Annotated in this window: 9 protein-coding genes; 4 read left to right on the top strand and 5 right to left on the bottom strand. The window is 41.2% G+C overall.

What is annotated here, in order from left to right; all coding sequences use genetic code 11:
• Window positions 1–266 precede the first annotated feature (266 nt).
• Window positions 267–1,868, bottom strand: a complete 1,602-nt coding sequence (locus AAEY57_RS08015) for an isocitrate lyase (RefSeq protein ID WP_013462827.1) — start codon at window positions 1,866–1,868, stop codon at window positions 267–269.
• A gap of 239 nt (window positions 1,869–2,107) precedes the next feature.
• On the opposite strand from AAEY57_RS08015, the gene AAEY57_RS08010 reads away from it, so the two are divergent.
• The gene (locus AAEY57_RS08010) at window positions 2,108–4,300 is read left to right on the top strand and encodes a malate synthase G (RefSeq protein ID WP_350607355.1); all 2,193 of its coding nucleotides are present in this window, start codon (window positions 2,108–2,110) and stop codon (window positions 4,298–4,300) included.
• A gap of 170 nt (window positions 4,301–4,470) precedes the next feature.
• On the opposite strand, the gene AAEY57_RS08005 is transcribed toward AAEY57_RS08010, so the two are convergent.
• The 4 genes from AAEY57_RS08005 to AAEY57_RS07990 all read right to left on the bottom strand — a co-directional run bounded on the left by AAEY57_RS08005 (window position 4,471) and on the right by AAEY57_RS07990 (window position 9,516).
• Window positions 4,471–5,196 (bottom strand): YebC/PmpR family DNA-binding transcriptional regulator, encoded by a 726-nt coding sequence (locus tag AAEY57_RS08005; protein WP_350607353.1) that lies wholly within the window; start codon window positions 5,194–5,196, stop codon window positions 4,471–4,473.
• 510 nt (window positions 5,197–5,706) lie between these two features.
• Entirely contained in the window at window positions 5,707–6,324 is a 618-nt protein-coding gene (locus AAEY57_RS08000; RefSeq protein ID WP_076922561.1) for an HAD family hydrolase, read from the bottom strand.
• A 250-nt stretch (window positions 6,325–6,574) separates the two neighbouring features.
• A complete protein-coding gene (locus AAEY57_RS07995; RefSeq protein ID WP_350607350.1) occupies window positions 6,575–7,069 on the bottom strand; it encodes a DUF6702 family protein in 495 nt (164 codons plus the stop codon).
• 2 nt (window positions 7,070–7,071) lie between these two features.
• Complete coding sequence (locus tag AAEY57_RS07990; RefSeq protein ID WP_350607347.1) at window positions 7,072–9,516, bottom strand: M1 family metallopeptidase; 2,445 nt, start codon at window positions 9,514–9,516, stop codon at window positions 7,072–7,074.
• A gap of 427 nt (window positions 9,517–9,943) precedes the next feature.
• Here AAEY57_RS07990 and AAEY57_RS07985 point away from each other — a divergent pair, with 427 nt between their 5' ends.
• The 3 genes from AAEY57_RS07985 to AAEY57_RS07975 all read left to right on the top strand — a co-directional run bounded on the left by AAEY57_RS07985 (window position 9,944) and on the right by AAEY57_RS07975 (window position 15,141).
• Window positions 9,944–10,180: a hypothetical protein gene (locus tag AAEY57_RS07985; RefSeq protein ID WP_350607345.1), complete on the top strand. Its 237-nt coding sequence runs from the start codon at window positions 9,944–9,946 to the stop codon at window positions 10,178–10,180.
• Between the two features lie 66 nt (window positions 10,181–10,246).
• Window positions 10,247–11,494, top strand: a complete 1,248-nt coding sequence (locus tag AAEY57_RS07980) for an exonuclease SbcCD subunit D (protein WP_350607342.1) — start codon at window positions 10,247–10,249, stop codon at window positions 11,492–11,494.
• Window positions 11,491–15,141, top strand: coding sequence for an AAA family ATPase (locus AAEY57_RS07975; protein ID WP_350607340.1), 3,651 nt, complete (start codon window positions 11,491–11,493; stop codon window positions 15,139–15,141). Before AAEY57_RS07980 ends, AAEY57_RS07975 begins: the two co-directional genes overlap by 4 nt.
• Window positions 15,142–15,143: the final 2 nt, after the last annotated feature.

Here is a 15,143-nt window from a genome sequence, read left to right as displayed (position 1 = left end):
GCTTTAACTCAGTTAGTTAAACTCTGATCTATATACGGCAAAAACAGTTAATTTATCGTGCTTATACGTGTTAAAGCGTAACCAGACTATCAAGCCCTCCAGCCGAGCATAAACATCCTTTAAATTTTATTTACACTTTTAACCTGCATTGCATTGAAAAATCTCACTAACCAAATGGCTAGTAAAATACTGATCTATTAAATTTTGCCTTTATGCAAGCATAAAAAAAGGGCCTTGCGGCCCTTAAGTAACACTATCTAGTTGAATTAAAATTGGTTCATGGTGTTAGCTTCACCACCGGCTTTAAGTGCATTCTCACCTGAGAAGTACTCTTTGTGTGTATCGCCAATGTTTGAGCCTGCAAGGTCTTGGTGTTTAACAGACGCTTGCTCACGACGGATTTCTTGACGCTGTACATCACGTACATAAGCCAGCATACCTAAGTCACCAAAGTAACCTTCAGATAGAATATCTGTGCTTAATGCTGCTGTGTGGTACGTTGGTAACGTGATTAGGTGGTGGAAAATACCCGCTTCACGTGCACCATCGCGTTGGAAGTTTTGTACTAATAAGTCAGCGGCTGCTGCAAGCTCTGTTGCATCCATTTCTGGAGCCATAAGCGCTTTGTTATCATCAAGACTTGGGTAAGCGCTCAGGTCACGACCTTCTTCCTGCCATTCTTGGTATACTTGCTCACGGAACTTCAGCGTCCAGTTGAACGATGGTGAGTTGTTGTATACTAATTTAGCATCTGGTACTTGCTCTTTTACGCGATTAACGAGTTCAGCAATTTGTTTTACATGTGGTTTTTCTGTTTCAATCCACAGTAAATCCGCACCTGACTGTAGGCTCGTTACACAATCTAGTACTACACGGTCTTTTTCAGTGCCTTCGCGGAACTGGTATAAACCATTGTCTAGGCGTGTTGGCTTACAAAGCTGACCATTAAGCTTCATTGCTGTTTCGCCTTCATTTAAGTCATCAACACTGTTTACTGGGGTTGTTTCTAAAAATGCATTGTATTGGCTTGCTAAGTCACCTGGTTTTTTTGAAACCGGTACTTTTTGCGTAAGGCTTGCACCTAGTGAATCGGTACGCGCAACGATAATACCGTTATCAATACCTAGCTCTAGGAACGCGTAACGCACTGCATTAATTTTTGCTAAAAAGTCTTCATGTGGAACCGTCACTTTACCTGCTTGGTGACCACATTGCTTAGCATCTGATACTTGGTTTTCGATTTGGATAGCACATGCACCCGCTTCAATCATCTTTTTAGCTAGTAGGTAAGTTGCTTCTTCGTTACCAAAACCGGCATCAATGTCAGCAATAATTGGTACAACGTGCGTTTCAAAGTTATCAATTTTGTTAAGTACTGCTTGAACGTCGCCGCCGTTTGCTTTTGCGTCGTCTAGTTCATTAAATAAGTGGTCAAGTTCACGTGCATCCGCTTGCTTTAAGAAGGTATAGATTTCTTCGATAAGTGCCGGTACTGATGTTTTTTCATGCATACTTTGATCTGGAAGAGGACCAAACTCAGAGCGAAGCGCTGCAACCATCCAACCGCTTAGGTACACGTAACTGCGCTTAGTTGTTTTTTGATGGCGCTTAATTGCCATCATCATTTGTTGGGCAGTAAAACCATGCCAACAACCTAAAGACTGTGTGTACTGGCTTGTGTCTTTATCGTATGCAGCCATGTCTTCACGCATGATGTCTGCTGTAAATTGTGCAATATCAACACCAGAGCGAAAACGATTTTGTAAACGCATACGTGTTGCGTATTCAGGATTAATTGTTTTCCATGCACTGCCTTGTGATTGGCATAATGTTGCTAGTGTATCTGTTTCGCCTTGATATGTTGTCATAATAAAGTCCTTCGAACGGGTATTAATATTTATTGTTGAGAGAGTGACTACATCACGTTAGCTCTGTAGCGCTTAATTAAACATTAGGCTTATTTTTTAGATTTAGTAAATTTATAGTTTTTATTGCGGCTATACATACAGTGAATGACTAAAAAGCATTCAAAGCCACTTTTTTGCGATATGGTAGGTGTACGCATATAAAAAATTGCACACTGTCGGACCGTTTAAGGATATTAATTATGAGCCACACTCTCACCCATTCAGGACTCAGCGTTGATAAGCAACTTGCTGAATTTGTTAAAAAACAATTATTACCTGGTACCCATCTTGATGAACACCAGTTTTGGAAAAACTTTGCCCACATAGTGCAAACACTTACACCATTGAACAAATCACTACTGGCTAAGCGTGAACAGCTACAAAAGCAAATTGATGACTACCACCTTGCAAATAAAAATGCTGACCAAGCTCAGTATCAAGCGTTTTTAAAAGATATTGGCTACCTAGTTGATGAGCCTGAAAATTTTAGTATTGAAACTCAAAATGTAGAGCCAGAAATAGCGTTGACTGCAGGGCCACAGCTAGTAGTGCCGGTTAGTAATGCACGCTTTGCACTTAATGCAGCTAATGCACGTTGGGGGTCGTTGTACGATGCTTTATATGGAACCGATGTATTAAGCGAAGACGACGGCGCCGAAAAAGGCAGCCAATACAACCCTGTTCGTGGCTTTAAAGTAATGGCTTACGCAAGGCAGTTTTTAGACAAAGCATTACCGCTTGAAAATGGCTCGCATATTGAAAGTACTAACTATTCTATTGTTGACGGCGCCCTTGCTATTACCCTGCGCGACAGTTCGCACACCACACTTAAAAACCCTGAGCAACTGATTGGCTATCAAGGTGAAGCACAAAACCCGAGTGTTATTTTACTTAAAAACAATGGATTGCATATTGAGCTGCAAATAGACCATCACCACCCTATTGGTCAAGCTGATAAAGCAGGGTTAAAAGATGTGGTGCTAGAAGCCGCACTAACAACCATTATGGACTGTGAAGACTCGGTTGCCGCAGTGGATGCAGAAGATAAAGTACAAGTTTACAAAAACTGGCTTGGTTTAATGCAAGGCAACTTGGTTGAAACGTTTAGAAAAGGCGACAAAATGGTCGACCGCACGTTACAAGCTGACCGACAATATACAGGTCTTGATGGCCAAAAAATGACCCTCAAAGGGCGCAGTATGATGTTTGTGCGTAACGTGGGACATTTAATGACAAATCCAGCCATTACCGATGTAAGCGGCAATGATGTGTTTGAAGGCATTATGGATGCCATGTTCACCGCAACAGCTGCTTTGCACGATTTAAACACTAAAAACACGATTAAAAATTCAACCGCGCAAAGTATTAATATTGTAAAACCGAAAATGCATGGCCCTGATGAAGTCGCCTTTGCTAATACCTTGTTTGGTATGGTTGAAGAGGCGCTGAGCTTGCCTAAAAACACCCTTAAAATGGGTATTATGGATGAAGAACGTCGTACATCAGCCAACTTAAAAGCATGTATTCATGCAGCAAAAGAGCGTGTTGTGTTTATTAACACTGGCTTTTTAGACCGCACTGGCGATGAAATTCATACCTCAATGCAAGCGGGTGTTGTGCTGCCGAAAGCGGCTATTAAAGCACAGCCTTGGATCAGCGCTTACGAAGATCGCAACGTTGATATTGGCCTAGCCTGTGGCTTAAGCCATAAAGCGCAAATTGGTAAAGGTATGTGGGCAATGCCAGATAAAATGGCAATGATGATGGAGCAAAAAATAGCGCACCCTCAATCTGGCGCAAATACCGCTTGGGTGCCCTCCCCTACTGCCGCCACATTACACGCAATGCATTATCATGATGTTGATGTATTTAGCCTGCAGCAAAGCATTGCCACGCGTCAAATAGCAAGCCTAGAGAGCTTACTTACACCGCCGCTCATGCCAAACCCTGAAACGCTATCAAAAGAAGATATTCAAAGCGAGCTTGAAAACAACGCGCAAGGTATTTTAGGCTACGTAGTACGTTGGATTGACCAAGGAATAGGCTGCTCTAAAGTGCCTGACATTAATCATATTGGTTTAATGGAAGACAGAGCCACCTTACGTATTTCAAGCCAACATATCGCCAACTGGCTACATCATGGTGTATGTAGCAAAGAGCAAGTACAAAAAGTGATGGCAAAAATGGCTAAGGTTGTTGATGGCCAAAACGAGCATGACAGCCTTTACACGCCAATGGCAACTAATGAGCAGACATTAGCTAAAAGTATTGCGTATCAAGCTGCTTTAGCACTGGTATTTGAAGGGGTTAGTCAACCGAGCGGTTACACAGAGCCGCTACTACACAGCTACCGCTTGAAATATAAAGCACAGCACCATAACCTAGCTGAATAGCTGAATAGCTGAATAGCTGAATAGCTGAATAGCTGAATAGCTGAATAGCTGAATAGCTGAATAGCTGACATTTATTTAACACTAAAAAAGCGCGTTTTGCCTACACAAAACGCGCTTTTTGTTTTATTAAGCGGCAAAATAGCTAAAATTCGCCTAGTTAAAACTACGAATTAATTTTTAATAGTCGCGTTGTGATAAACATTTTGTACGTCATCGCAATCTTCAAGCATATTGATAAATTTATCAAAGTTGGCAATGACTTCTTCATCAGTGATTTCAACATGTACTTGTGGCACAAAGGTAATTTCATCAACTTCAAAGTTAATGCCTTCAAATGCCTCTTCCAGTACCGTTTTAGCTTTAAAATACTCAGTATGCGGTGCAAACACCGATACCTTGCCATCTTCGGCTTCTACATCGGTTACATCAACGTCAGCCATCATCAGCGCTTCTAACACAACTTCGTCGTCATCGCCTGCAAATCCTAAAACAGCAAGATGATCAAACATATGTGCAACACACCCAGGCGTACCTATTTTTGAGTCTGTTTTAGTAAACGGTAAGCGTACATCTTTAATTGTGCGGTTTGGGTTGTCGGTTAAACAGTCAACAATCACCATACAATTACCAGGGCCGTAACCCTCGTAACGGGCTGAAGAGTAATCTTCCCCTGCCCCACCGGCTGCTTTTTCAATTGCTTTTTCGATTACGTGCGCAGGAACTTGGTCTTTTTTGGCTTTTTCAATTAAGCGGCGCAATGTTTGATTTACATCGGGGTCGGGTTCACCACTTTTGGCTGCAACGTAAATTTCTTTACCATACTTTGAATTTACTTTAGTTTTTGCGTTGGCGGTTTTAGCCATCGAACTTTTGCGGACTTCAAATGCTCTGCCCATCTTGTGCCTCTATTGAATACATTCGGTTTGCGATATTTTACCAATTCAAACCGTATTGGGCTAGTGGTTCAACATGCTATGCTGTGCAAAAGCAGCTGGGTATTAATTTAAATAATACCCGTTATCTTATTGAATAAACAAAACAAAGCTCAATTTAACATAATCAGGATCTGTTAACCTTTGCGGATTGATATTTGTTCAAACTAGGGACAATTTAATCGCGGCGCGAGATTTGTAACCTAGTGGGCTCGATAACTGCTCCTGCGTTATTCTACTGACTTACATCCATGTAAGAATAAGTCAAAACCGAGCAAAGCTTCCGCGTCCTGCTCACGCCCCTTACCTACATCCATGTAGGCAACAAAGAGTTAATTGCCCCTAGGCAGAACCCTCCGGGCAACGCCTGTTTGGCATTGATGCTGCGTTATCGCCTATTTATGGGGAATACACCACATAGGCTCTGCCTTGCCTAAATACCAAACAGACTGCTGCAAATTCAACCTTGAAAGGTCAACAGACCCTCACTTTTTCAGCGTAATTGTCAATTAATGACACCAACTCATCAAACGCATGAATAACAAAATCGGCTTGTTCGGCATACCCGGGGGTTACATCAGGTGCATACAAACAGGCACGCATATTGGCATTGTGCGCCGCTTGTATGTCATATAAATAATCACCAACATAAATCACATTATCAACCGGCATTTCCCATTGAGTTGCAACCGTTAATAAAGCGCTCGGATCGGGTTTTGCTGGTGCGTCTGTTCGGGTGAGTACTGTTTCTATTGGTAGTGGGTTATTCTGTAACTTTAATGTCGCCGCCTTATCAAAATTACGTGTAACAATAGCCATAGGTATGTTTTTAGCTTGTAGCGCTTTAACAGCCTCTACAACGCCAGGTAGAAGTTTAGCCGATTGTGCATCTAATAACTCATGCTGATGCACTATATTCATTGCTTCTTCACGCATATAGGGGGAAGGCAATTGTTCTATGTAATCGAGTAAGTCTTGCTCTGCAGGGCAACCTACTTGGGCTTTTATCAATGAAAAGTTTAATTCTGAAGATACTAAAGTTCCGTCTAAATCAAAAATAACACCTTTGATTGCCTCAATTTGCGTTTTCATTTCATTCCTTGCGCTAAATAATTAGCTCAGTATGCTAGGTTTGGCTTAGGTTAGCTAAACCTTTAATAAAAAGTATATCAATAAACATATAAAAACAGCTCAGTCCATTGAAATTTAATTATAGCTCACTTGATAACGTAATAGTTTGGGTTTGTATAACTGGTATAGTAAAGACTGTACGATGCAATTAATTAACTCGATCAGCTATAAAGGAAAGTGCGCACCCTCTAAAGGTGCGCAATAATAGTGGTTATTTCGGCTCAAATTTCGCTTCAAGCCAGGTATCGTCTTGGCTAAAGTTTAAGGTTTTGATCTGTCCTCGCCCTTCAACGTTCACTATATTCACTTGTGCAGGCCACAAATCACGCAGTGCACCATGACTCATTCTAATGCCCTCAATCTCATCGGGAATAGCAGCTTCTTGGTACACCCAAAAAAACTTACCATCCACTTGTGCACCTACATAATTAAGGGTGAGGGGCTCACCGCTCAAGGTTTGTAAGGCAACATGAGATTCAACATACTTGGCAAAGCGTTTTTGGTCACGCTTGTTACTCATAATATCAACTTTGCCTTGAAACAAGTTACCAACAGCATGCTCTGTGTCATGTAAATAAAAACGATGCATCAATTCAATATTGTGCGTACGCTGATTAAATAACACCGTTGTAACGGATGATTTTAATTGATGCGCCATACTTGGCGCAGCAATTAAAAAACAAACAATAATAAGCAAAAAACGCATTATTATTGATCCTCGTCGTTATTTTTTTCGTCTTTTGGCTCGTCTTTTTTCAGCTCTGTTTTGATATCTTGCATAATATCGCGGCTTACTTTTGCCTTACTCTTTTCACGTTTATACACTTCAATACGCGAAGGAATAATACGACGTGGGTAGTGGTTATTTTCTACATCAACATCTGCTGTTTCCCAGCCTGGATCAACCGTTACTGAGGTAAGCGGTTTGTTTTTGTCGGTAATAATCAGCTTTTGTACGTTTTTGTGATTACGACGCCAAATTTCTGCAGGAATATAACGTTCCTCTTTAGTGCCATCTTCATACGTTAGCTCTAAAAGAATTGGCATCACTAAGCCACCGAGGTTTGAAAATTCCATCACGTAGTAGTTTTTGTCTTCTTCTAGCGCGCGATCAAGTGTTTTACGCTCCCACGGCTTTAAGCCTTTTAAAAACTTATTGTACGTATTACGCTCTTTGTTTGTAACGGTAAAACGATCGTTTTCGTCATAAAAATCTGTCACATCTGGATTTTGTTCAACCCACGTTTTTTTACCTTCAGCGCGATTACGCTCAACAAATAATGAACTTGGCTTATTCGCTTCAATATCACGTAAACGTTTAAAGTCGATATCTGGATTTTTGGTGTCTAAACGTAATTGATATACTTTATCAAGCGAGATATCGACATGGTCTGTGGTGTAGAACCAACCACGCCAGAACCAATCTAAATCAACACCTGAGGCTTCTTCCATAGTACGGAAAAAATCAGCCGGAGTAGGGCGCTTATATTTCCAGCGCTGAGCATATTCTTTAAACGCAAAATCAAATAATTCACGCCCTAAAATCACTTCACGTAAAATATTTAATGCCGCAGCTGGTTTAGTATAGGCGTTAGGGCCTAAACGAAGCACACTGTCTGATTGCGTCATGATAGGCACTTGAGTCTCTGACTTCATGTAAGCAACAATGTCACGTGGTTCAACACCCCATGGAATGGTTGGATCCCATTCACGCCCAGCAACACCGTCTAAAAAGCTATTTAAGCCTTCATCCATCCAAGTCCATTGGCGCTCATCTGAGTTTACAATCATTGGAAAGTAGATATGACCTACCTCATGGATAACAACACCAATTAAAAAGCGTTTTTCTGCTTGAGAGTAAGTGCGTGTACCATCGTCTTGTAAATCTGTACGTGGGCCATTAAAAGTGATCATTGGGTATTCCATACCCCCTACAGGGCCATTAACTGACTGCGCAGTTGGATATGGGTAATCAAATGAATACTGTGAATACACTTCCATCGTGTGTACAACCGCTTCAGTTGAGTATTTCTTCCATAAGTCGCCACCTTCTTTAGGGAAGAACGACATCGCCATAACGAGTGGTTGTTCATCACCACCTTGCTGGTAACCTTTAGCATCCCACATAAATTTACGTGATGATGCCCAAGCAAAGTCACGAACATTTTCTGCTTTAAAATGCCATGTTTTTGTTTTGTCTGTACCGGCTTTTTCGTTTTCGAGCGCTTCTTCTTCGGTAACAACAAACACAGGGCGTTTTGCTGTTTCAGCTTCTTTTAAACGCTTGCGCTGAGTGCTGGTCAATACCGAGCTTGGGTTATCAAGCTTACCAGTTGCCGATACAATATGATCCGCAGGAACCGTAATTTCAACATCGTAGTCACCAAACTCTAAAGTGAACTCACCACTGCCTAAAAACGGTTTGTTTGTCCATGCTTCGTAATCGGTGTAAGCCGCTAAGCGAGGAAACCACTGTGCAACCAAGAAAATATCGTTACCGTCTTCTTCAAAATGCTCGTAACCTGCACGTGCGCCTACCGCGTCTTCTTCAACGAGGTTAAACGCAAAGTCCATACTAAACTCAACATCCTTACCGGGTTTAAGTGGGGTATTTAAATCAATGCGCATTAAGGTATCAACCACAGTCACGCGCAGCGCTTTACCATCTTCATCTTTAACATTGCTAATGGTGTAACCCAGTTCATTATCGTCCATAAATTGCTGACGACGTAAATCACCTAAGCTTAACTTAGCAGGCTTTGCATCTGGCTCGTTCTGTAGGGTACTTTTAAATGTTTGCGTGGTTTCTGCAATTGAGTCATTTTTAAAAATATTTTGATCAAGCTGAAGCCATAAATACTTTAATGTATGCGGAGAGTTATTTTTATATTCAATTGTTTGACTCCCCGTTAAGCGACGCTTTTGCTCATCAAGCTTTACATCAATATCGTAATCAACGCGTTGTTGCCAATAATTTTCAGCAGGGGCACCAGCTGCACTGCGGTAAACGTTAGGCGTAGGTAAAGCTTCATCTAGTTGACGAAACTTATCAACATAGCTGCCTTTAGTTTGCTCAACAGATGAGGCAAGCACAGAGCTTGCCATTGCCAAAGGCAATACAAACGCGCTCAGTGTAAATAAATTTTTCTTCATTGTTAATCCTGATCGATTTTAGTAACGCTACTGTGACAAATTTAAAGCTTAGCTTCAATAAAATAGCGATAAAACCCTGCTTTTATAGGGTGATATTCCCCACCTTTTTGTAAATACAATAAATAGCGTTTTATACAACAAAAAAGAACGGACATTTCGTCAGAAATTGAATAAAAAACAAAGGCCATTAATACGCTAAACAAAACTGTAAAGGGGGTTTACAAAATAGACTGGCTATCACTAAAAGTAGAGATAAAAGCAAAAAACACAGCTATTTTCATTAAAAAAGCTAAATAACGCAGTTTTAGGTTGATCTTTACTATGGTTTGTAATTAGAATCGCCCACTTTTTTAATTTGAGAGCATTTTTTTAGCGTTTCTCTCAAATATTTTTTGTTCTAACTAATCGTATTAAGTGTGGTGAGTTTATGGATTTTTATGTCCTAAAAAAGCAGCAAAAACTAATTGCAATACCAGCAGACGTGCAAAATTGTAAGCAGTATATAAACTCGGGTTATCTGTATATTGATAAAGTCGCTGCTTGTAATGAAACTAATGCACTGCAAGTATTACAAGCTAAAAAAGCCAAAGCATTAAAGTGGCCTTTAACAATTTCGCTCGCTGCTTTGCCCGTTATTTTTATAGCTTGGTATACTTTAACCTAAAGCGATACTTGCATCTTTAATTGCCTTGGGTATATTGGCGCTCTTATGGTTTTTTAAGAGCGCAAAATGAAAGTTCTTCACACTTCAGACTGGCACCTAGGTCAGCAATTTTATGAACATGATCGCCGTCATGAACACCATGCTTTTTTCTCTTGGCTGTTAACCACCCTCGTTAACCAACAAATCGATTTATTGCTTGTTGCAGGTGACATTTATCATACTGCCACACCGAGTGCTAGCGCCGAAAACCAACTCTATCAATTTATAAAAAACGCCAAAGCCCAGTGCCCACAATTACATGTTGTTATTATTGCGGGTAATCATGACTCCGCTAATCGTATTTTGGCTGCACAGCCCTTATTAGCCCAGTTTGATACTCATGTGGTAGGGCGGTTTGATCCTGCTAAACCCAGTGACGTTGTAATAACGATTAATAACGATGATAAACGCGCTGTGGTACTCGCTATGCCTTTTTTACGCACCAGTGACATAAGCACGCTTATCCAAACCGAAAATGGCCCCAGTTACGCACAGGGCGTTGCAAAAGCCTATGAACTTGCTCTTGAACATGCGCTAACACTTAACGCTGAAAATACGCCTTTAATTGTTATGGGTCATTTGCATGCAAAAGGCGGTAATATTTCCGGTGACTCTGAACGTAATTTGGTCATTGGCGGTGAAGAAGCTATTTCAGCGTCGGTATTTGGTAAGCAAGCCAATTACGTCGCACTAGGCCACTTACATAAAGCCCAACTAGTGGCTAAAAATGAGCAAATACGTTACAGCGGCACGCCTATTCCAATGTCGTTTTCAGAAAGAAAGTATACCCATCAAGTAAATGTGGTTGAATTTAGCGAGCAAAAAAACCAACCGTTAAACACCACTGTAAACCCCCTTTACATTCCGCGCTTAGCTGAAGTCATTGTTCTTCCTGAAGGAGAATGTGTGCCTTTAGCGCAGCTGTGTGAGCAAATAAAAGCACTCGATACAGAGCAATACGACATTGCTCCTTACTTGCGAGTAAAACTTAAATCAAGTGATATCGATACCACCTTTCGAGAACAAATCGAGCAAGCACTTAAAGGAAAACAGGTTAATTTTTGTGGCATAGAGCGAGTTCGTGACCAGCAAATGAGTAATTCCTCAGAAACGGTATTTGAAGATTTAAGTTTTGTGGAAATGCTCAACCCAATTAGCTTACTCGAACAAGCATTTAATAATGATAAAGATATGGCCGCAGCGACCGTGCCCAATGAATTAAAAGCACTGTTAACCGACGTAATTGAAGAACTTGAACAGGAGCAACTGCTATGAAAATAACGGCTGTTCGTATTCATAATTTAGCCTCCATTGCCGATGCCGAAATCGACTTTTTAGCCTCGCCACTCAAAGACGCAGGCCTCTTTGCCATTACAGGTGATACCGGCGCAGGAAAAAGCACCGTACTCGATGCTATCTGCTTAGCACTTTATACTAAAACTGCGCGTTTGAAAGGCGATAAAGGTAACCTAATTGATTTTAATGGCGATAACATTAAGCTTAACGATGCCCGCAATGTATTGCGCCGTGGCAAATGGGAAGGGTACGCCGAAGTAGATTTTAGTGGCCAAGACCAACAGCTTTACAGAGCACGTTATAGTATTCAACGTACGCATAAAAAAGTAACCGGCAAACTTAAAGCGGCCGAACATACTTTACATAGCCTACCCGATGAAACCTTAATTGCTGACAAAAGTGGCACCTTAAAAGCCATAGAAAATAAAATAGGTTTGACCTTTGAGCAGTTCTCGCGTGCGGTGTTACTAGCACAACATGAGTTTGCCGCCTTTTTAAAAGCCACTGGCGATGAGCGCGCACAGCTTTTAGAGTGCCTGACTGGCACCGATAAATTTAGTCGAATAGGGCAGCGTATATTTGAGCGCAACAAAGCTATTAAAGATAAATTTGAATTACTAACGGCAAGTTTAGCCAGTTATACGTTATTGTCTGACGATGAGCTGAGTGAAAAACAACAAACGCTGGCTGATTTAAAACAACAAATTGAACACACTAAAACAACTTTAGCAACGACAGAGCAAGGCGTTAATTGGTATAAGCAAGCACATAGCTTAGAGCTGACATTAAAAAATGCTCAGCAAAACGAGCAACAAGCACATGCCGCACTCAATGCTGTTAAAGCGCAAACTGAGCAAGCAAAACAAGCGCAAAGTGCGCTTGAAATTAAAGATAACCGCCAGCGCTGTGAAAGCTTAACAGCGCAAAATAGCCAGTTAAATACACAAATAAAACAATTAAACGAGCTTGATCACAACGCGCTGATCACCGAGCAAGCCAGTAACGTTAAAAAACAGCAAAACGAATTAGATACAGCAAAACAACAAAAGCTAACAGCAGAGCCTCTGATTGCAAAAGCGCGAGAGCTCGACAGCCAATTAGCAATATATAACCAAACTATAAAAAGTCTGACTCAACAAAGTGCCAAAGAGCAGCAACAATTAAGTGATGTACAACAGCAGCTACAACAAAACAAAATAAGCGCAGAGCAAGCCACAACTCAAATCACAGGCCATCAGCACTGGTTGAACGAGCAGAGTCAATTAAAGCCATTGGCAACTGATTGGAACTATTTTCATCATAGCTTTAAGCAGTTTTTTAATACTCAGACACAACTAAAAACAACCCAGCAGCAAGCTCAGGCTCACGCAGAGAAACAAACAATACTCACAGCAAAACTTAGCGAGCAAAATAAACAACTCGAACAAGCAGAGCAAACGCTTACAACGCAGCAGCAAAGCCTAAATAAGCTAAACCAGCAGCACGCTCAATTTAACATTGAACAATGCGACAGTAAGCTTAAAAACATTGATTATTTAAAAGATCAGCGCACACGCTATAAGCAGTTTAACCAAGAATTAAAACACACGATGCAACAGCAACGTGATGTGGCAGAAAAGCTCAGCCACAGTGAACACACTAAAACTACGCTGCTTACGCATTTAACCAGCAAAGAGCAGGCACTTAAACACGCAGATCAAGCGCTTAATCAAGCGAGGCTTCGTGCCAGTGAGCATGTTGAGCATTTACGCGCACAACTGGTTCCAAATGAGTCGTGTGCCGTTTGTGGGGCTACAGAGCACCCGTTCGCGAGCAATCAAAGCCAACCTTTTACAAACCTAATAACCGACTTTGAAAATGCATATAATAACGAAAAGCAGCAACACCAAGATGCTCAAACACAGCTTCATCAGCACCAAACACAACACGCGGTTTTGGTGGCAGAGCATGCTCAGTACAGCCAAGCCATTAGTGATGCACAAGCCAAAATGCTGGAAATTAAAAATACCATGCAGGCGGCTAAAACCGAGCTTAATGAGTTAACAGTTGAGCAGCTTGATGAAACTTATAAGCAATTAAGTGAACAAAAAACACAGTATTTTTCGGCGCAAAAACAGCTCAGTAATTTGCAAGAAACTGTTAACCAGCTGCAAAGCACAGTTAAAAAAGAACAAGCGACACAGCAACAATTAAATACACAGCATGTTGAGCTGAGCAATCAGCAATCTCAGCTTAATAACAAATGCGATGAACTAGCAACTCAAAGCGAAGCGCTTATAAAAGAGCTCAATTTACATTTTGAACACAGTGATTTTTGGCACGCATTGCAAGCAGGATCGTTAACGCTTAGCGATTTAGCTCAGCAGGTAGAACAATATCAGCAAATCCAAGCACAGCTTGAACAAAGTCAAAAACAATGCGACAGCGCCAATGTACAGTTACAACAACTAACACCGCTTATAACCAAAGCAGAGCAGCGAGTTAACACGCTCAATGAAGAATTAACTCAAACACAGCAACAGCACAATAATACGCAGCAACAGCGCTTAGCCTTATTTGATAACCAAACTATTAGCGCCGATGACTACCAAGCTAAACTGTCAGCACAGCTAGAACACTGCCAAAGCCAATTAAGTGCCAGCCAACAAGCACACGACAGTGCCGTAAAACAGCGCGATGAACACGCCATCACGCTTAAAAACCTTGAGCATCGTCTGGCAGATAACCACCAAGAGTTAGTGATGCTTGAAACGCGTTACAACGACTGGTTTAAAGAATTTAACATCCTTCATGGCGATATCAGTCATGAGCAAGTCACATTTTTACTAACTATCAGCAACGACGATATTAAAACTCAGTTAAAACAAGGCGAGCAACTATCGCAAGCAGTCGTTGATGCCAGTGCCGCGTTAAAACAACAGCAACAAACTAATGAACAGCATCAACAAAATAATCAGCCAACGCAAAGCGAAGCACAGCTAATTGAGCAACAAAACCACTTAAATACCCAGCAAACACAATTGCAAAATAGCTTACTCACCATCAACACCGCGATTGAGCAGCACAACCAAAATGCAAAAGCGCTTGAGGGCAAACAAGCTGAACTGAGCCAGCTCAAGCAACAGGTTGACCAATGGCATTTACTTAATAAAGTACTCGGTGATGCCACAGGTAAAACAATGCGTAATTTAGCGCAAACACAAACACTCAAAATATTGCTGCATTATGCTAATAGCCATTTAAAAACCCTTAACAAGCGTTATGAGCTCACTGCAATTGCTGAGTCACTTGATATAGCCATTATCGACCGCGATATGGCCGATGAACAACGCTCGGTCAATACGCTATCTGGCGGTGAATCGTTTTTAGTATCGTTGGCATTAGCACTGGGACTTGCCTCACTATCTTCGAACAAAGTGCAAATTAACTCGTTATTTGTTGACGAGGGCTTTGGAACACTAGATAGTGAAACACTCAGTATTGCCATGGACGCGCTAGATTCATTGCAAGCGCAAGGTAGAAAGGTCGGTGTAATTTCACATGTAAGTGAAATGAGCGAACGCGTTGCTACGCAAATTCATGTCGCTAAAAAACCGGGTGGATACTCCACCATAAACGTAATTTAAGG

Source organism: Pseudoalteromonas sp. MER144-MNA-CIBAN-0113, from assembly GCF_040308965.1.
Classification (GTDB): domain Bacteria; phylum Pseudomonadota; class Gammaproteobacteria; order Enterobacterales; family Alteromonadaceae; genus Pseudoalteromonas; species Pseudoalteromonas tetraodonis.
This window is presented reverse-complemented; position numbering and strand designations above follow the sequence as displayed.